The sequence below is a fragment of the Marinobacter sp. L-80 genome, assembly GCF_056859395.1.
On sequence record NZ_JBSXOI010000035.1, the window covers coordinates 1 to 19,164 of the forward strand.

11 protein-coding genes are annotated in these 19,164 nt (G+C 52.2%); 1 reads left to right on the forward strand and 10 read right to left on the reverse strand.

Translation table 11 applies throughout. The annotated features are described in order from the left end of the window. Positions 1-116 precede the first annotated feature (116 nt). The 10 genes from AC13E3_RS01635 to AC13E3_RS01680 all read right to left on the reverse strand — a co-directional run bounded on the left by AC13E3_RS01635 (position 117) and on the right by AC13E3_RS01680 (position 18,712). Positions 117-1,031 (reverse strand): DUF262 domain-containing protein, encoded by a 915-nt coding sequence (locus tag AC13E3_RS01635; protein WP_482901646.1) that lies wholly within the window; start codon positions 1,029-1,031, stop codon positions 117-119. A 53-nt stretch (positions 1,032-1,084) separates the two neighbouring features. Beyond that, the gene (locus tag AC13E3_RS01640) at positions 1,085-2,059 is read right to left on the reverse strand and encodes a PIN domain-containing protein (protein ID WP_482901647.1); all 975 of its coding nucleotides are present in this window, start codon (positions 2,057-2,059) and stop codon (positions 1,085-1,087) included. A gap of 27 nt (positions 2,060-2,086) precedes the next feature. Further along, a complete protein-coding gene (gene hsdR, locus AC13E3_RS01645; protein WP_482901648.1) occupies positions 2,087-4,474 on the reverse strand; it encodes an EcoAI/FtnUII family type I restriction enzme subunit R in 2,388 nt (795 codons plus the stop codon). Beyond that, entirely contained in the window at positions 4,471-5,673 is a 1,203-nt protein-coding gene (locus AC13E3_RS01650) for a restriction endonuclease subunit S (protein WP_482901649.1), read from the reverse strand. The genes hsdR and AC13E3_RS01650 overlap by 4 nt, the downstream gene beginning before the upstream one ends. Then, positions 5,670-7,139 carry a class I SAM-dependent DNA methyltransferase gene (locus AC13E3_RS01655; protein WP_482901650.1) on the reverse strand — a complete coding sequence of 490 codons (1,470 nt, stop codon included), beginning with the start codon at positions 7,137-7,139 and terminating at the stop codon, positions 5,670-5,672. Before AC13E3_RS01655 ends, AC13E3_RS01650 begins: the two co-directional genes overlap by 4 nt. Then, on the reverse strand, positions 7,139-13,411 hold the full coding sequence (locus AC13E3_RS01660; RefSeq protein WP_482901651.1) for a DEAD/DEAH box helicase: 6,273 nt from the start codon (positions 13,409-13,411) through the stop codon (positions 7,139-7,141). Before AC13E3_RS01660 ends, AC13E3_RS01655 begins: the two co-directional genes overlap by 1 nt. 9 nt (positions 13,412-13,420) lie before the next feature. Further along, positions 13,421-16,741, reverse strand: coding sequence for an STY4851/ECs_5259 family protein (locus tag AC13E3_RS01665; RefSeq protein ID WP_482901652.1), 3,321 nt, complete (start codon positions 16,739-16,741; stop codon positions 13,421-13,423). A 122-nt stretch (positions 16,742-16,863) separates the two neighbouring features. Further along, positions 16,864-17,790 (reverse strand): metallophosphoesterase, encoded by a 927-nt coding sequence (locus AC13E3_RS01670; RefSeq protein WP_482901653.1) that lies wholly within the window; start codon positions 17,788-17,790, stop codon positions 16,864-16,866. Positions 17,791-17,810: 20 nt separating this feature from the next. Then, positions 17,811-18,458, reverse strand: a complete 648-nt coding sequence (locus AC13E3_RS01675) for a hypothetical protein (RefSeq protein ID WP_482901654.1) — start codon at positions 18,456-18,458, stop codon at positions 17,811-17,813. Further along, positions 18,455-18,712 (reverse strand): hypothetical protein, encoded by a 258-nt coding sequence (locus tag AC13E3_RS01680; RefSeq protein WP_482901655.1) that lies wholly within the window; start codon positions 18,710-18,712, stop codon positions 18,455-18,457. Before AC13E3_RS01680 ends, AC13E3_RS01675 begins: the two co-directional genes overlap by 4 nt. 106 nt (positions 18,713-18,818) lie before the next feature. On the opposite strand from AC13E3_RS01680, the gene AC13E3_RS01685 reads away from it, so the two are divergent. After that, complete coding sequence (locus AC13E3_RS01685) at positions 18,819-19,163, forward strand: hypothetical protein (protein ID WP_482901656.1); 345 nt, start codon at positions 18,819-18,821, stop codon at positions 19,161-19,163. The last annotated feature ends 1 nt before the right edge of the window (position 19,164 follow it).

Sequence of the window (19,164 nt, forward strand, 5' to 3'; positions counted from 1 at the left end):
CAGTGTGCCTGTTTTCCGCCAAAATGGCGGGAAACGGGCAAAAAAACACATAAATAGCGGGAGAATAGCGTCTGAATTTTCGATTTTTTGCAGGCTAAAACCAGCATCGGCAAAAATCAGCGGTTATTCAGACCTTCCCTAAAAATCAATCGATGATAATCACCATCAAATCTCTGTCCTTCTGCCCTCGAATTCGCAAACTTCGCTTTGAGGTAAAACCGGAAAAACCGATCTGCCTCATCCTCATCAAAGGCATTAATCGCCCGAATGTTCTCTTCCCAAAGACGGTTATAATTCTTTGAGGCCATCACTGTTTTATCGATCTGTCCCAGGAGCTTGCCCTTCAGAATTTCGTATGGTTTCAGCCGGACCCCGCGATCATTGATCACCTCAAAAACCATCGGAACATCGGTCTGTTCTACCGTAAGATTAATCAGTACAAGCCGTCGCAGATAATAGAAGATGAAGGTTTCTAATTTATGCTTGGTCGTCAGGTCCTTTTCCAACCATCGGCTTATCGTATGGAAGTTCTTCACCATGTTGACCGAAGTGATACCCTTGGATGTGTCGACATTCTCAAGTTCGTTGTCGTAAATCGCCTGCTGAGTCTCACGATGTGCCTCATGATTCATCCAGAAGCGGCTTTCAAAGCCCGACTGCCCCGAAATTTTATTGTCCAGCCATTTAACGGCCTTAGAGTCATGCTCCTTGGCCAGATGCAAGAGCTTAATTAGGATTAGAGACAAAGTGGTAAGGCGCTGCTGCCCATCTACCACAAAAACTTTCCCATCAACTTTATTGGTTACATAGGTGTTTAGGTAATACCAAGAATATTTAGCATCAATCACTTCCGCGCTCGGAGGCAAAGAGCTATTTTCTGCATAGTGCTCATTAAATTTATAGAAAATATCATCCAGTAATCGAAGCACTGGCTCGTCATTCCATCGATAATCCCGCTGATAAAAATCGATGTGATAAAGTGTGTTCGAAAACACCGCATCTATATTCTGTTTGTCCGGCGAAATGTCCATAACAACCTTATAAGACCTAAAACGTGAAGATCGTGATCTCTTGCTTGAGAGAATCACCTCTTTTGCGTGTTATTCCCGTGCGGTACCGGTTTTGGTTCGAAATCCCCAAGGCTATTTCTTTCAAGCTGTCTCATAGCGCTATCCAGATGCTCCATGGCGAGACTCTGGTGGTTCTGCATCAAAGCAATGGCCGCACCTAACTCCTCAACGACATCAGGACTTACCCCACGAATTCCGTCAAATGCGGATTTCAACTGACGAGTCAGATATTCTCGAGTGCCTGGATGTAAAGCTGCAAAAGCCCCACCAATCAACAACGCCATTTTCACCCATTCAGGAGCACGAGCTAGGCTCTCAATTAGTGCCCGGCAACCAGCGAAAAGGCTGCGAATAGCAGCGGCGCCAAGAAGCGTCAAAACCAATCCATTTACTTTGAGAGTCAGTTCAATGGCCGTTGCCCTCGAATAATCGCGGAGCGAAGTGATAGTTTCGATAGAAATCTGGTTACCACCCATCATGGCGATATGTTTGTCCTTGCTAAAAATACCCGCAGCAGACATGGTCTGCTCCAACGCCACAAAATCAGCATCGTCAGGATCTACACCCTCCGCATGGGCACGAATGGTATCCTGGCCGGGATCCATCACCACAAGACTAGTCCGGTAGTTTTCCCATTCAGCAAAGAGCTTCTCTGCGTCTAAACCTTTGTCCGCGGCAATCAGAGGAATCTGCTCCCGAACCTCCTGCAATAACCTTGGCGGCACGTAAACCACTGCTGTTCCTGCAGCGATTATCTCCATCAGCTCTGTTCTCGCTTCTGGATTACGGCGTTTAACCACCAGCCAGAGCAGATCTCCAATCACCACGTTGGTATCTACCACAATAGAGAATGTAGCTGCGCCCTGAATCATTCCATTAAAACCACGCCAGGAATCGATGAGACTTCTTAGATCTGAGAGAACATCTGATCTAACGTCGAACAACTGTGCCAAAGTTTGGCGACTCGATTGTGGTGCTGCGGTTTCCACTCCGACTCCTTCGGGACCTGCCATACGTTAGTAAAGATTCTTCTGAAACCCTATAAACATCTCCCGAATATCGCTCACAGGCCCAAGCTCACGGACCGCATCCTTCACACTGTGATATTTAAGCTCAATCAACTGTGGCAACTTTTCGGGGTCCAGCTCGGTTACGCCGCGAGCAACATAGTGATCCAATACAAACTCAAGGAATTCGTGCTGCCGATAATCGTGCTGACTGTAGATCTGCCCGCGGTGAGCAGCCACACGCTCTGACCGGGAAATCGGTGGCATATTGAAAGCAATGAAGGCGAGAACGTCGTAGATGTCGCTTTTCTCCGCCTCGATCATCTTCCCAATTTCTTTTAGCTGCTCCAGTCCGTATCCCTTTTCTTCCAAGCCCTCCAGCAACCTTTTCCGAGTGTCCGGCTTACTCCAGATATCCCGCAGCTTTTCCTCATCTGCGAACCATTCCGGAAGATCGCCGTATAGACGCTGAATGAACTCTGCAGCCGACATCGGCTTGCCATCCGGGCTCCAGAAACTGGTGGCGGTCATGTGCTGGATGGTTCTCTCTTTGCCATCCGCTAGTTTGATCTTCACCTTCTTTTTCTTCTGACAAACGCAGGGGCGCTGGCCACATTCCGGGCAGGGTTCCGGGGCTTCCTTTTCACAAATACAGGGCCGTTCTTCGCATACCGGGCAAGGCTTGGGTGGCTCGACGGCGCATTTGCACGGGGTTTCACCGCATTGCTCGCAAGGCTCTGGCGGGATCGGGTCGCCGTCCCATTCTGGATCGTTGAAATGCTCGTGCGCCCGAACGAAGTCGTAGATGGTGAAGTAATCCTTGCCGTCGAACAGCCTCGTGCCCCGGCCGATAATCTGTTTGAATTCAATCATCGAGTTCACCGGGCGCATCAAGACAATGTTGCGCACGTTACGCGCGTCCACACCCGTGGACAGCTTCTGGGAGGTGGTCAGAATGGTAGGAATGGTCTTCTCGTTATCCTGGAACTGTTTCAGGAAACGCTCACCCTCTGCTCCGTCATCAGCCGTGACCCGCTCGCAGTAATGAGGGTCTTTGCTGGTTTTCATCTGGTTGACCAGGTCCCGCACTGCTAGTGCGTGCTCTTGAGTAGCGCAGAACACAATGGTCTTTTCGCGTTGATCAATCTGATCCATGAAAACACGGACCCTGTACTTCTCCCGTGCCTCAATCTCGATCACCCGATTGAAGTCGGTTTCCGTATACCGTTTACCTTCATCAATCTCGCCCTCCACCACATCGTCGTCACTGGTGTAGACATAATCGTCAAGCGTGGTGGCAATCTGCCTGACCTTGAAGGGTGTCAGGTAGCCGTCGTTGATGCCCTCCTTCAGGGAATAGACATACACTGGTTCGCCGAAGTACGCATAGGTATCTGCGTTGTGGTCGCGCTTCGGAGTTGCGGTGAGCCCCAACTGAACGGCGGGGCTGAAATACTCCAGAATGCCGCGCCAGTTGCTCTCATCGTTGGCGCCACCACGGTGGCACTCATCAATAATGATGAAATCGAAAAAGTCCGACGGGTAATCGCCGAAATTCGGTGCGGCATCGCCATTTTCGTCCCGACCGGTCATAAAAGTCTGGAAAATGGTGAAAAAGATGCTGCCATTCTTCGGCACCCGGCCCCTCTTGCGAATGGTCTCCGGATCAATGCGTACCAGCGCATCCTGCGAGAAAGCCGAGAAGTCATTAAAAGCCTGATTGGCGAGGATATTCCGGTCTGCCAGAAAAAGAATGCGTGGTCGACGGCCGGGCTCTCCGGACGCCTGAGCTGACCGGCTCCAGCGGGCATGGAACAACTTCCAGGTAATCTGGAACGCAATAGCGGTTTTGCCCGTTCCGGTAGCCAACGTCAGCAGCACACGATCACGCCCATCTGCGACAGCTTCCAGGGCCTGAGTGATGGCGTTGTGCTGGTAGTACCGCGGTTCCCAGAAACCACCTTTGTCTTCAAAAGGCACGGCACCGAATCGCTCACGCCAGACATTCTGTTCGGCGAAGGTCTCCGTCCAGAGCTCCTCAGGCGTAGGGTAGCTTTCTACCGGGCCTTCCTCACCCGTCGCCAGATCCACCCGATAGATGCCATCACCGTTGGTGCTGTAGGCAAATCGCGCCTGTAAACGCTCAGCATAGCGTTTGGCTTGAGCGAGCCCTTCGGTTACTGACAGAGAACGCTTCTTGGCTTCGATCACTGCCAGTTTCTGACCTTTGTAGATCAGTACATAGTCGGCAATGTCCGATTGCCCGCGCCGTCCACCACCCTGCAGACGTCCCGGTGCGATGACCTCGCGGCGTATGCGGCTAGCACCAATCACACCCCACCCTGCGACTTTCAGGGCGGGATCGATCAGTTCGGCGCGGGTTTCGGCTTCGTTCATGAAACGGCCTCTTCCATTTTCTTCTCGGCCGAGCTCCCTGTTAGCTCTCCCGTGAAGGCCATCCGAAGAAGCGACTGCTTTAACTCCGCTAAGGAAGATAGCTTTCTCTCGTAGCCCTTTTTAAGCCTCTCGACTTCATTTCCTACATCGACGAGAGAGGCAACGACTTCACTTTGTTCATCTTCCGTAGGAACGGGTATCGATAGCTTAAGGACATCGTCCCTTGAGATTCCGGGGATAGCCGCCCCGTTGGATAAATCCTGAAAGTACCTTTTTTTCAGGCTTAAGAATGCATAAAGGAATTCAGAGTTAATGTGCTTTGCTCGTATTGCCATCAGTTGGCGGCTAATGGCCAACTCAGATTCAATCATCATGTTAAGCTTCCCTACACCTGAGCCTTTGACGGTTATCAGGATATCGCCTTTATTTGCCATTCTTTTGGGTAGTTCGGTCCACTTTGACACTGCGGGGTACCGTTTCCCAAAGTCGGCTGGCCCAGTCAAATAGCCAATACCTCGATGCTCAAGGTTGTAGTCTCGCTTGTCGATGTGTTGCCCCGAGATCAGCTCAACAATATTTCCTAGCTGTTTTTTGGGACGGGAGCCCGAGAGTTTTTCAAATGCGGCAATAAGGAAACTATCAAACAACTCCCGAGCATTGGCGAGGTTCTTTTCGGTGTTGGCGATCGCCTCGTCAATGCCCGCGAAGGCTTCATCGAGGTTGGCAACGATTCGTTTTTGCTCGGATAATGGGAATCGTGGAATTTTCAAACCGGCAAGCTTTGACGCATTAAAACCTCCTTGTGCGCTTCCGCTTGTGCCTGCTTTAATGGTTTTCCAGTAGGACTCGGTTTGGAAAAAATAAGACACGTACTCCGGCAGTAGGCAGCTATCCTGCAAACGTAGCCTTATAAGATAGGAAGCAGGAACGGCTTTGGGTGGCTTTGAGATCAGGTAGCTTTTCCCGGTAGTTGCACCAGTCCGCGCAAAAACAATATCGCCTGAAATCAACCGATGCTTCTCAAAATCCTTATCTTCCAACTGTACAGATGGAACACCATCCCAATGAACTTCCCCATCCTGAATATCAGTGATACGAAGAAACTTTGGCCCCACCCCATCCCAAGAGGCCTTTGCTGTGAATCCATATCGAATATCGGCGACTTCTTGTAACTCAACTAATTGCCGCTCCCAGCTCATAACATTCTCCGAATACCTTCTAGAATCTCCTCGCTTTCTTTATCCAAGGTCTCGATCTCGTTAATGATCACCTCTGGATCACGAAGCGGTTCTTCCTCACCTTTATTCGGGTTCTTTACCGACAGGTCGAAGGTGTCCGTATCCACCTCGTTGATGCTGACGGTCCAGGAATTCTCGGAGTCTTCAAAACGTTTCTGCCGCACGACAAAGTCTTTCAGGTCGTGGTCATTCAGCGGGTTAGTCTTGCCCAGGCTGCGGCCTGGGTCGAGCTGGTAGTACCAAATATCCTGTGTCGGCGAGCCTTTCTCGAAGAAAAGCACAACAGTTTTCACCCCTGCGCCAAGGAATGTACCACCGGGACAGTCAAGAATGGTGTGCAGGTTGCAATGCTTTAACAGCTCCATGCGTAAGGCACGAGCATCCGAGTTCGACAAAAAGGTATTTTTGATAACCACTGCCGCGCGGCCGCCCGCTTTTAGGTACTTCATAAAATGCTGCAGAAAGAGGAAAGCTGTTTCCCCCGTCTTGATTGGGAAGTTCTGCTGGATTTCCTTACGTTCCTTACCCCCAAAAGGTGGGTTGGCAAGAATCACGTCGAAGCGGTCTTTCTCCTGAATGTCGCTCAGGTTTTCGGTTAAGCTGTTGGTGTGCACAATGTTGGGTGTTTCGATGCCGTGCAGGATCATGTTCATGATCCCGATCACATAGGGCAGACTCTTCTTTTCCTTCGCGTAGAGGGTGCGGGTCTGGAGTGTTTCCAGATCCTCCGTTGAAAGCCGACGATCATCACCCTCCCCATCCGGGCCATAGCGCAGGTAATCGTGGGCCTCGCACAGGAAGCCCGCGGAGCCGGCAGCCGCATCGTAGATACGCTCACCGATTCGGGGGTTGATCACTTTGATCATGGCGCGGATCAACGGACGCGGGGTGTAATACTCTCCGCCATTACGCCCGGCATTGCCCATGTTGCGGATTTTTACCTCATATAGATGAGAAAGCTCGTGCTTTTCCGCCTGAGAGCCAAAACTGAGGGTATCGATCAATTCTAACGCATCCCGCAGGCTATAACCGCTGGCGAACTTATTGCGGATCTCGCCGAAAATCTCACCAATCTTGTATTCGATGGTATCAGTGCCAGAGGCACGTTCCTTAAAGCCATGCAGGTACGGAAACAACTCGAAGTTAACGTACTGGATCAGGTCGTCACCTGTCAGCGCGTTGTCGTGATCGAAGCTACCATCGGCTTTCTTGGGCGCGGCCCATTTCGACCAGCGATGGTCTTCATCAATGATGAACTGATAGGACTGGCCACGCAGTTCAGCCTCCTGAGAACGCTCGAACTCTAGGTCGTCGAGATACTTGAGGAACAGCATCCAGGAGGTTTGCTCGGTGTAATCAAGCTCCGTAGCACAGCCCGCCTCTTTCCAGAGGACGTCATCAATATTTCTGAAGGTTTGTTCGAACATTATCTTTCCGGTAATGAGTGATTGTCTTCGTAAATAGCAATGTCCGTTGGCCAGCCACCGGTATTAACGATGCGGCCGTCCGTTTCGAGTTCCAGCATTCTATGCACCTGACCTTCAAAACCCAGCTCAAAATCGAACCATTTGAGATCGCGACGGAAGGACTTCATGTCCCAGTAACCCATTCCCTGGTCGAACGCGAGCTTGATGGTGCGCCCGGATGCCAGCCCAACACTCAGAACTCGGCGATGAGTGAGATCGCGCCTGTCGTTATGCACTCGGAAGTCCACCTGCCCAACTTTCAAAGTGGCGCGAAGGAAAGTGCCTGAAACCACCTGATGAGTCTGAGCATCTTTCCAGTCGTGCTTGGCAAACCGACTCTCTACCCGACCGTCGCCAGGCATCGTGATGACAGAAACAGAGGTTTCCGCAGAGGGCTTTAGTGCTTTGAGAACACTTGCTAGCAACACCACGGCCCAAGGCGATTTAAGGTAACGGTCCTCATAGGTCAGTGAGACGACATTGTCCTTCTTAATGGCTTCCGCATAGCTCGGCGCGTGATGCTCCAGCAACATCCAGAACTTCCCCGGCAGATCCTTCACGGAGCCGTTCAAATCCGTCGTCAATTCTACCACTGCAGCGCCCGTCGGCTGTGCTGACCAGCCTGTCATATCCAGTGCTTCACTGCTGAAGACGGGCTCCTGTTGGGTATATACCCAGAGGGATTGATCGTCTCCGCTCAGCCAAGCTTCACCCGGGCTCTGGGAGGTCGTGCTGTTGGTGATCAGCGTGACAGGCTCACCACTCTCGATTTCAAACTGCAGCGGCATCCTGATGTCCGGGTTGGGATGGTCGTCGCTGGATTCAGCAACGTCAATCCCAAACCGCCCGAGAATGGAGAGCTCCTGCTTCACTTCTTCCGTTAAATCAGCGCCTTTGGGTAAAATCAATCGAACTCTAAGGCCGTCGATTGCCCGCCAGCTCATCAGTTTACGCCGGAACTCGGGATTGCCGAGATCCCATGCCTCAGGCTCACCTTTCAGGCGGAGCGCAACCGCCTGAGCGCCTTTATTGATCCAATGCCGGACGAAGCGCTCAGGATCGTAGGGCCAGTAGGCTGCGCCCGGAACAGATGCGAATGGCTCAGGCAGGCTCAGATGATCTCTGATGCCGCTGTGAGCCACCCATTCCAGTGCAGCCTTACGGTTGAGCTCATCGAACTCCACCCGGCTGTCTTTGCTGGCAAGGCAGGCCGAACAGACATTGTCACAGTTCGCCGGGCACTCAAGCTTTTTGAGCGTCTTTTCAATCAGTTCTGCCAGATTCTCTAATCCGGTCAGAACAAAGCCCGCACCGCCGGCGACGTCATCATAAACCTGAATAACGTAACGGGTTGCGCCTGTGTCGAGGTCTTTGTCTTGCCGGACCCCGAAGCCCATTTCGGTGGTCGCGATGCCGAGTTGGTCGGCAATGGTATCCCTCAACGCGACCGCCAGGGTTGTGGCAATAACCCGGCCGTCTTCTGAGGCCGGTATCCATTCACCGGTAATCGGGCTTTTGAGAATCAGCTCCAGCACATCTGTCTGGGCCTGATAACCAAAGTAAATCCCGGACTTTACCTGTTCACCGGAACAATCCTTCTCTTTATGGCTACCCGCATTCCCGCCAATGGGCCGGTGGAACTTGTCAGGCTGGAGATCACGCGGTATTTCGTGATTGGCGGACATGGAATCCGCTCGCCCACAGCTCAGGCAGACGGCGTACCCCGTCCCGTTTTCACCGCCCGAGTGATGGAAAACATGCCCTTTGTCACCAAACCGGATGAAACCGCAGCGTTCGTCAGGCAGCGAAATCACATTCTCATCTACACTGATCCGGGGCTTCTCAACGGGGATGAACTTCTGAGAAGTGACATCGTTGCTCGTTGAATCGTAGAAATCCGTGGTAAAGCCAGCGGGCCTAAGCACCTGCTTGACGTATTTCGGGTTAATCATGCTATGGCATTGTGTGCATGACAGCTCATCGCTGTTCACGTAGGCGTACTCTCGGTAGCCATGCGCACCGCAATTCTGGCAACTCCAGGCCAGATCGAACTTCTGTGTCCCTCCCTGGGCGCTATCGTAATAGGAATACAGCGTCACCCCGGCAGAGCGGTACACCCGGCCATCAATAACGACCTGGGCACCGGGTGCGTATTCCCGGATGGCAATTGGTAGGCCCCGTGATGGTTTTTCCTTGTAGGTAAAGATGTTGTCCTCGCGGGACTTTTCTTGCTTGCGGGTACTCTTATCTATGAAATCTTCGACGTTGTAGGTATTGAGGTTTACCACGTCTGTGGGGAAGCCATAACCGGGCAGGAAGGCGCGAGCCGCCAGGTCCCGCAGCAGGTATTCTTCTTCGTGGCGTTTTTTCTCAAGTTCCAATGCTTTTTTGTATGCATCATCCGACGCATCGCGATGCCGTTCGTTCAAGCGGCGATATTCTTCCCGCCAGGACGATGACAATTGCTGGATCGCTTCTTTACAGTCAGCAGCCAACACGGCAAAGGATGTCGCTGATAGCGCGGTGTTTTCTCGCGTGATCCGGCCAACCCCTCTTACTACCTCATTCTCGGAGGACCCGGCCGCAAGGGTATCCAGCCAATCGACAAACCGTTCGCACACCGATGGGCTGCCACCGAAGAACCAATGAACGTTTAAGCGCGTGCGATCATCGTCACTGTCCGTTTCGGACTTGAGGAAGTTTGCCAGCAGGAAGGAGTTCACGTGCCGTTGCACCAATGGTGCCGCACTGAGGGTAATCACCGGTGCGGGAATGGCCGTTACCCAAGGCCACTGGGGATTCTGGAAGGCCCGGGTATTGTGCGGATCCGGTTTACACAGGGTGTAGGCAACGGCTCTCGGCTCGCTGCGCCGACCAGCCCGACCTGCTCGCTGGAGATAATTGGCTGGGTGGGGAGGTACGTTATTCATTACCACCGCCGAAATGCCGCCAATGTCGACGCCCATCTCCATGGTGGTGGAACAGTTGAGAACGTTGATTTTGCCTTTTTTGAAGTCGTCCTCGTATTTCTGCAGGCGCTCTGCAGCTTGCTGGGCGGAATGTTCGGCGGTTCGGTAGTAAAAGCCACCCTCAGCCGTGCGATCTGAAATATCTGTCCAAAGGTTTTGCTCTCGAAGTGACGCAATAACGTCATTTGCCGCGACACGGTTTCGGATAGCCCGGAGCACACCTTCCGTCTCCCCTTCTGGGGCAAGCGACGTGAATTCAGGCATCTCAATTTTTGTGCATCGATACTTTTCTGCTTCGGCTTTGTTGGGCAGGTAGGGTGTCAGCCCACGAAATGTGGTGTCGATGAGCCGGTTTGTGACCGGGCATACCCAAGCCGACTTGGGCAGAGAGAATGTCATTGTTTCGCGTGTAACCGCGTAACCCCCTCCCTGAGTTTGCAGGATCTGGGCTTTCACCAATGCTTGCCAGGCAGCCTTGAGCCACCCGTTCAGCTTGTTACGATCCGATTCCAGGTCAGTAGTCAAACCTGTTCCGAGAGATAGCAGCTTAACCAGGCGAGACTGCGAACCCTTTTGAAGCTGGGGCCACGCCTTGTCTCTGGTGCCGCTGACATCGCTGCCCGGGGCGTATAGCTCTTTGGGTGCAAACCGCGCGCCCATCCAAGAGCGTTCCGTTTCTCCGAAACGGAGAAAGGTGTTTTCCCGAACGTAGAAGTCCAACGCGACTTTCAGAAAATCTTTCCAGTCTTCCAGGGTTAACCGGGCTTCGCTTTTGCCATCCGCCGAGGGAGCCGGAGTTTCCGACCAGAAATCTGGCGTATTGGTGATCTGCTCCAGGCCTTTGTAGCCAACAGCCACGAGACCCAGCGTTTCCGTACTGTTCTGGTTCTTGGGCCGGCGGGCGTATTCTCGTAAGAGGAGGACCCGCGCCATGGAATAGCTGCCTTCGCTACCCTTGAACAACTGGGGATTAGCGTAGCGGTTGTAATCCAAGATCGAATACTTAAGGTCATTTGTTGCTGCAAGGTCTTCGACCAGCTCGGACCACGGCACCTCCAGCTTGTGATCCAAAGCGCTGCCACTTTTGAGCTTTTCGGCGTCGGCCTTAACGCCCATAGCAGCCGCGTGCATACCGCTTTTCTCCAGTTGCTCAGCCAATCGAATCAATTCTTCATAGCTAGCCGTTGGAGCATTTCTAGGGCCGGCATCAGCCTTTGCCTGTTTATTTCTAAGTATCTGGAAAACTAGTCCTCTTAAACGTGAGCGCTCCGCCTCCTGCTGCATACGAACCGCCATACGAGCTGTGCCCTGGCGGCTATCAGTAAACGTGATCAGCTTGCGGCCACGACCCGGCAGTGATTCGGGAGATTCCCCATCGCAATCTTTGCGGGAAGGGTCAGGACAGAACTCCAGAACCGTTGGCACGGCGTTACTGACGTAGAAAGGCGATCCCAGATACGACTTGCGCAGAAAGCCCCCTGGGGTTTTGCCAGCGCTACCGCAATTCACGCAGATCGAATCATGTTCGTCCGCCTGGGAAATCGTAATGCTGTTCTCGGCGTCCAGCTTCCCAAGCTCTGCCGTATCGAGATCCAGGTCTTCAGAAACGAAGGCTTCGTGGGGTTTTGGCGCAATGACGGTACGCCCTTTCAATGAGCTTCCGGCGCTGTCAGAAGGGCCACTGTCATCCGAGTCATCTTCCTGCAAGGAGAACTCATCACCGACATAGGGACTGGCCTGACGTAGGTACGGATGGGCATGCTCTGCCGTCAGGTGAGGTGTCTTGCAGTCATCACAAAAGCCGGCCTCGTAGACGGGCGAACCACAGTCACATTTCCCGCGCTGCTGGACGTAAACCTGACCGAATGGCCAGTCTTTGAGATCCTCGGATTTTGCAGAGCACCTAGGATTTACGCAGCTCCAGAGTCCATGAAGCATGCGTTGAAACAAGTGGGCCCTTAATTTGAGGAAAGGCTCCTGTTTATCCGACGGTTTGGTATCGGTCAGCAGATCCAACCACTCCAAAAGCTCCTGCTGTTGCTCAATAGCGTTCTGACTTAGCAGCAAAGGACCCGTAGAGCCGATGAGATCGTTGAGGGTCACGGGCTTTGGTGAGTTGACCACCGTGTTCCGGATCAGCTGTGCCGTTCTGGATTCGCAGAGGGCATCGAATCTCTTGGCCGAGGTTGTGCTTCCCGCCTCAATCGATTTCAACTTTGCCAGCGACATGCCATTGTCGTCGCCGTCAAACCGAATCTCCGGAACCTGACGCTGACCACCGATTACGACCACCTGGCCGGTGGGGACTCCCGCCAGACCTGCTAGGTATTCCCTCAGTCGTTCTTCAGCTTTCTCATCTGCGATGGTCGCAGATGTGGCGACAAACCGGATATCTGAGGCTTCGCGACCGAAAGCTTCGACTACCCGGCGCAGCAGCAGCGAAAGCTCAGCGGCTTGAGATCCGATATAAGTGTGCGCCTCGTCAAGAACGATCCAGCGAAGAGATTGGGCTTCCCTCGACTTCTGAATGATTGGGTCATCCACCTGACGCACCAGCATGTATTCAAGCATGGTCGCGTTGGTCATCAGAATAGGTGACGGATGCTCCCTCAACTCCTCCCTTGAGAGAATCTGATTGGGAGTCTCGTTCTGCTCTTTCCGCACGGAAGTTCTCGATTCTTTCGTGTTGCCGTTGTAGAGGCAAAACCGGATGTTCTTATCGAACGGTCGGGTCCAGGCATCGAGACGTTCGCGCTGGGAATTGATCAGTGCGTTCAGAGGATAAAGAAAAAGCGCTCGCACGCCTTGCAGTGGTCTCTTTGTCTGCTGATATTCACTCACAAGATCCTGCAGAATCGGGATCATGAAACACTCGGTTTTACCGGACCCCGTGCCTGTAGTAATGACAGCAGACTTGGGCTTTTCAGCAAGCAACGTTCGCCATGCCGTCAGCTGGTGCGTGTAGGGCTTTATATTCGGGTCAAACCGATAATTTTCGTTGGGCGCATCGGCCAAAGCAGAGATGACTTCCCTGCTAAGCAAATCGCCCTCTAACGCCTTAAAGGTAATGTTTCCCGGTTCCCATCCGAAGGTGTGCTCGAACACAGGTGGCGCGAGGAAACACCCCTCCTCGCCCAACTGGTTGCTCATTTGCTTTGCCAAATGTGCTCGCAGCCCGGAATCACCCAAACCCAGGATACTGAGCGTGGACTCCCGGGTACGCTCTAGTGATTGGTTAACTAGATCCTTGAAATAACCACTCATTTCGGTTCCTTATTCTTCTGTTTCGAGCAAAAGGTTTGAGAGCACGAGCGAATACGTTGGTTCATACCAGGCGTCGCGATCGAAATCCGAGAGAACACGTACAGCGAACCTCAGTTCAGGAAGCGACTCTGTGAGGTCGGTAAACTTCGCTTTTCCTGCCGTGACCGCCGCCATGAATACGGGTAGAAACGCAACGGCTCTTGAAAAGCTAACGTCCGGGAGGGATTTGATCTCAGCTGACAACTCCTGTTGGTGAACCCAGTTGGTGAGCTCTACCCCGAACCATTCCGGCCATCGTTGATCGTCAGCATGACTCCGGCGCAGATCCTTAAACCATTCCTTGGCAAGGAAGCAAGGCACCTGCTGCAAATTCACGTGCTTCGGTTCTTTAAGGTAATTGGCGAGGTACATAAAACACGGAATCGTGGTCGCAACACTATTGACCCGATCGTCAATGAGCCGTTCTGAGAACTCTTCCGGAATGCCTTGTTCGAGAAGAAAGTCATACTGAGCTGACCTGACCCTGATCCAAGTCGCGACATCCACAGTCTCCCAAATCACCGCCAGCTCATTGCTCAGGCGCCTGCAGAATGCGGGATCAAACTCAAGCCGGAAAACAGCAGCTGCAATAGCTGAAGTGTTGTTCGCCAGAGCCTTCCAGCTTTCAAATGCAGATAATGGCAATGCACTGTAGTCGTCTTTGAGGGCCCGAAGATAATCCCAACCACTGTGTGAAAAATCCTCTGCCATCGCAGAGATGACTTCGTCAAACACATGAGGGTTACCCGAGGGGTGAAATTTTTTAGCGGCCGAGTGCAATGTATTGGCCTGAGCCTCGGACGTGTCCATTAAATCTTCCGTAACCCACACCGTCGGCCGAAATTTGACGCTGGATGCAGCCGGGGGATAGAGCAACCAGGGGCCGTTTTTCATCATTTTTGCGGGAATTTCAAATACGCCCATGCCCACCCCTTGGGATGATCTTTCTGGAACTTCAACCGGAGCCGCGCGGGGATCATCGAGCCGCATACCAGAGACCTGGACAGAATCTCCCAGTTCGCTCAGAGTGTCAGTGATCACTTCGAGCCGGCCTAACGCTGTAGGACCCTCAAGCCTGGCGTTGTAGCGGACAATATTCACCTGTTTGAGAATGCGATCTGTCTCGACGCTGATACGAACAAATGCATCCTGATTGGAGGTCGTCCCAAGCATCTGCTGAATATCTTCCTGGAACGCATAGAGACTGATTCTCTGAGCCTGACTGTTCACCGTGAACGGATAGTGACGGCGGAAATTCGGAAGGTGCTGACAGACGAGTTCCAGAGAAACAAAGAACTGTTCTTTGGTATCCGGCTTTGGCGTCAGCGTCATCGACATTTCGATAAGCTGATCCAGGGATATCAAGCCGCCCTTGACCTCTTTGCCTTCGTCATCGAAAAGCTGAACTCCAGTCTTTGGGTAAGGCAACCTCAGAATCACCGGCTCGCCCGGATGGATGCCGTCCACCAATGCGACTCGGACCTTTTCCGGTACCTGGCGCCCTGACCTCGGCTCCATTGTTATCACATAACCGTCCGGGGTCTCTTGCTCCTCCGCTCTGATGCTTTCATCCATCAGCCGAACGGAGAGCCTTCTGGAACTTCTAAGGATAATCCTTGCGTGGCTATTTGAGGAAGCCGGAACGGACATGACTCTCAAATCCCTCGGTATTACACCAATCTTCCTGCGAAGTAAGGTTTCGCCTGACCCACCAAGGGCACTCAAATGGAAACTACCTACTTCATTTTGTTGATAGTCGAATTCAAGGGGGATTCCGTTCGCGAGCAGTCGATACCCTGATTCCCCTTCAAATCCGAACGATTTGACACTTGGCCAGCCCCTATAAACCAGGTTCGGAAGAGTATCGTAGAGCGCCACGGTGCCTGCCAGAGTGGGCTTTGTGATCGACGCCGTTGGGTCGAAACGCAGCATTACTTTTGAACCCTGTCCACTTAACGTAATGTCGTTCGAAATATCGATCCACTTACCAGCCGACTGGTCCTCCCCTAATTCGCCGTACTCAACGCCATCCTCAAGATCCAGCGCCGGGGGAATCCTCACCACGGCATGAGAGGCCGGAATGGTTACCGATGCGGTTGAGATAAGCTTCAGTTGGTCGCTTTCCTCAACAAAAACCATCGGCAAAGATTCATAATCAAGCTCGCTTCCCTCGAAATAGGAGGCGTGGATACGATGGCCATTCGAAAGGAACTGAACTGTTAGCGGAAGCTCAGGTTTTGAACGAACCACTGGTATCGCCCGTGAGTTGATCTTGACGCTTATTTGAGAGCGATCATCGTTGACCTTGCCGTGGGCTATCCCAGAGCGCTTCAGCAGGCTGTCACCCTCGTAAAACGCAATTTCAAGCCTGGTGCTCTGAATGCTGTGCCCTTCCAGTTCAATTGTTATTTCTGCTGGCAAGAAAACTTCTGTTTCGATTGCCCATTTCTGGTAGGTACCTTTCAACCAGTGCTCACAGGTCCAATTTTTCTCATCTGCCTCAAGGCGTTTTTTCTCAGAGCGACTCCTTCCTGCATCCTTCAGCCACTCATTGATTAGATTGCGAGCATTGCCCTCACTTACTGGTAGTGGCGACTGCTTTCGCCACTCCGGAGCTTTCTCGTCTAGGTAATCGGCGGGGTTATCAACCGACGATAATGGATGGGCCTCGGCGAGATCCATCAACCAATCCACGATGGAGGCGATGAGTAAATATTTGTCATGCGTTCTGAAGGTTTGCGGAAAATGGTGCGAGTAATCGGAAACAACGGATACAACGTCACCACCAAATTGCTTGACTCTGTAATAGCTTGAAACCGCTCCTCTAACTGCACGCCCAAACCCATGGGTGTGGCTCTTAATTAGCCGCCAAGGCAAACCACCCTCATCAAACAATGAACCCAGATAGTCGTAACCATTTGCTCTCTGACGGATGGGGCGCTTCCAGAATTCCAAGCCTTTTCTGACGATCTCACTGTGAAGCCGGCTCGGGAGCTCTACTGAGAGTGGTTTCTCAAAGCCGCTCCAGGACCAACCAAGGTTAGTTCCGTCGTATTCACGCCGGTACTTTTCAGCCACGAAGAGACAAAACACAGCTGACCAGTAGCCAGAGAAGGAAGGGCTTTCGACGTCTGGAATGGATTGCCGAAGAATGGTTGGTAGTTCTGAGTATTCCTCGTCGGTAACGTGGTAGTGATAAAGGGGGCTCGCGTCAGGCCCTCCAATCATTCCTCTGACGAACAGAAACTCATTAATCCAGGCTTTGGATTTGCTGCGCCTATCGACATCCATGCATAAGTCCTTTTACATCTATTATTATTCGTTTCAAATCTATTGATCATATACCGACTTTAGCGGCTCTCCGGGCCCAATAAAATTCGCAAAAACAACCTTTTTCTTAAATTAACGAGCAGTTACGCATGGACCCAAACGAACTTATTTGCGGCGAGAATCTGCTCTCCATCAAACCGGTACGCACATAATTTCCCACCGTGATCGCCTGCAACGCTGTAGTCCAGGCAAGCAATATGATCACTTAGAGGTTTAGGCTCACCGCTCATCCAGTAATGCCCCACAAACACGGGTTTTTCGCCGTCGTAGCCAGGAAGGACATCAGCTTCAATGGGCTCGTGCGGAATTTCTTTGATCACATCACCCGGTACCATGGCTAAATCCCGGTAGGTCAACTTACCCCGGCGCCACCACTCGGCACGAATGTTGGTTCGCTTGTTTCTGTCTTTATCGAAGAAGTGGTGATCTCCGGGCAGAGGGATTTCCAGGCCCTTAAGCAAAGTTTCAATCGCATCATAGGTTTCGGAGCCCTTTCGGCTGGCCTCAACCCAGGATTCTTGCAATAACCGATTGCTTGAATCGGTGTAATTTCCGATCAACGAAACCATTTCCGGATGCCAGCAAGCATGCACCACACGGAAGTCGGGTAGATCCAGATAAACTGGTAGAGTTTTGAACCACTTGATCATGCTCCGGTGCAGTTCGCTTCCCTCACCTACTTGTTCCAGAAACGCTCGATGCTGCTTGAGGTTCTTTTCGTTGTGGGTGCGTAGGTACTCCCCGGACTTTTCTGGATCTTCAGTAGCCCAAGCCACAGTGTTGAATTCGTGGTTCCCCATCACTGCAAGAGCTTTGCCCTTCTCGACCATCTTTCTGGCAATCTCGACCGTTTCGACCTGTTCCGGGCCGCGGTCCACAAAATCTCCCAGAAAGATCACTTTGCGTTCTAGGTGCTGCCAAACGCCATCAATTTCCTCATAGCCCATTTTGGTAAGCAGAGCTTTAAGTTCGGTGGCATAGCCGTGGATATCGCCAATCAGGTCGTACATTGTTACTGCTTCCTTAGGCTTTACTGATGGGCTTCGCGAGTCACTAAAGAGATAACATCCAGCTCTCTAGTTCCCGTTGTCTGGCTGGGAACGGGCCCTTCGTGCTTGCCGGTCACCTCGCCATTTAGGGCCAATAGATAGGCTGCGTTCTTTTTGTAATAAAACCAATACTGCTTGATATGTCCCCAGATTCCAAGCTCCCCGCCGGATTCATAAACATGTTCGCGCACACGACACTGGGCGCGTCCCAGTTGCCGGTCGATAGAGAGCCGCCAGAAGCCTTTCGGAAAGTCCAGGTAACGCTGATGTTCACAAACAGCCAGGGCAAATATGGGCTGGCTCGTCCTCTTGAAGCCGGTATCAACCCATAGGTATGGCTTGAACGCCTCTCGCTCCTCCTTCAGGTATTTCTTGATCCGGCAGATATATTGGTCGGCCAAAGCCATATCCATCCCCGTGACTACGCACATTGCCCGCAGGAACCCTTCACTGCCGTATTTGAAATCGAATCCGCCGTCGTTCAGACCAAACCCTGGATCATCCAGCACGTTCTGGAGGCGCTCCAGGTTTGCAGACGTTGGCCTCTGGTAGCCCATCGCCTTCAAAATTTCATCATGGGGTTTGGCGGCTACACGCAACACCAGGTCGATTTTGAAGTTTTCGATCATTGCTCCTCCTCAACCAGTCGCTCAAGAACCGGTTGAAGCCGGCTCTGGTCACACGGTCCTCCATCGAAAAACCACTCTGAGATTTCTGTGCTCAGGGCCTCCTCAATGCTCTCTCCTTCCGCAAGCCTGTCTGCAATATCACGCGCAACACGATCGTATTCGTCAAAGCACTCGTTTTCCTTGCAGCCAGTGTTCATGGGGTCGGTTTCGAAGAAGGCCAGGGAGATTTGCTCTACGCTGTACTTGGATATCATGCCGATCCTCCTATCCATGTCTGATCATTGTTGCCGGTGGATGCGACAGTTAACGTCGCCTCTCTGTTGTATGCTTTTTATACCTATCAACCATGGAGCAATAGCTATGAACAAAGCTAAGAAGGAAGAAGCTAGGAAGTTGCGAGAAACCTATGAAAAATTGTCGCCGGAAGAGCTTCAGGAATTTGAACGGAAGCAGCGGATTATCGCTCTGGCAAAGGAGATTCATTCTGAAATGTTTCCTGAGGAGTACGATTTCATGATGGACTCGAACGCTGACGCCAATGACCGGCGCCGTGGAATCAATCCAATGAGCGAGGAATACACAGAGCGTGTTAATGCGCGTCGTAAGGAGCTCGACGTACCACCGCTCGGGCCTGATGGTTTGCCGACGTGTCGGGCCAGTTGGGAGGTTGCATATGCTGAAGCAGAGAAACGGCTGGGCTGTTGAA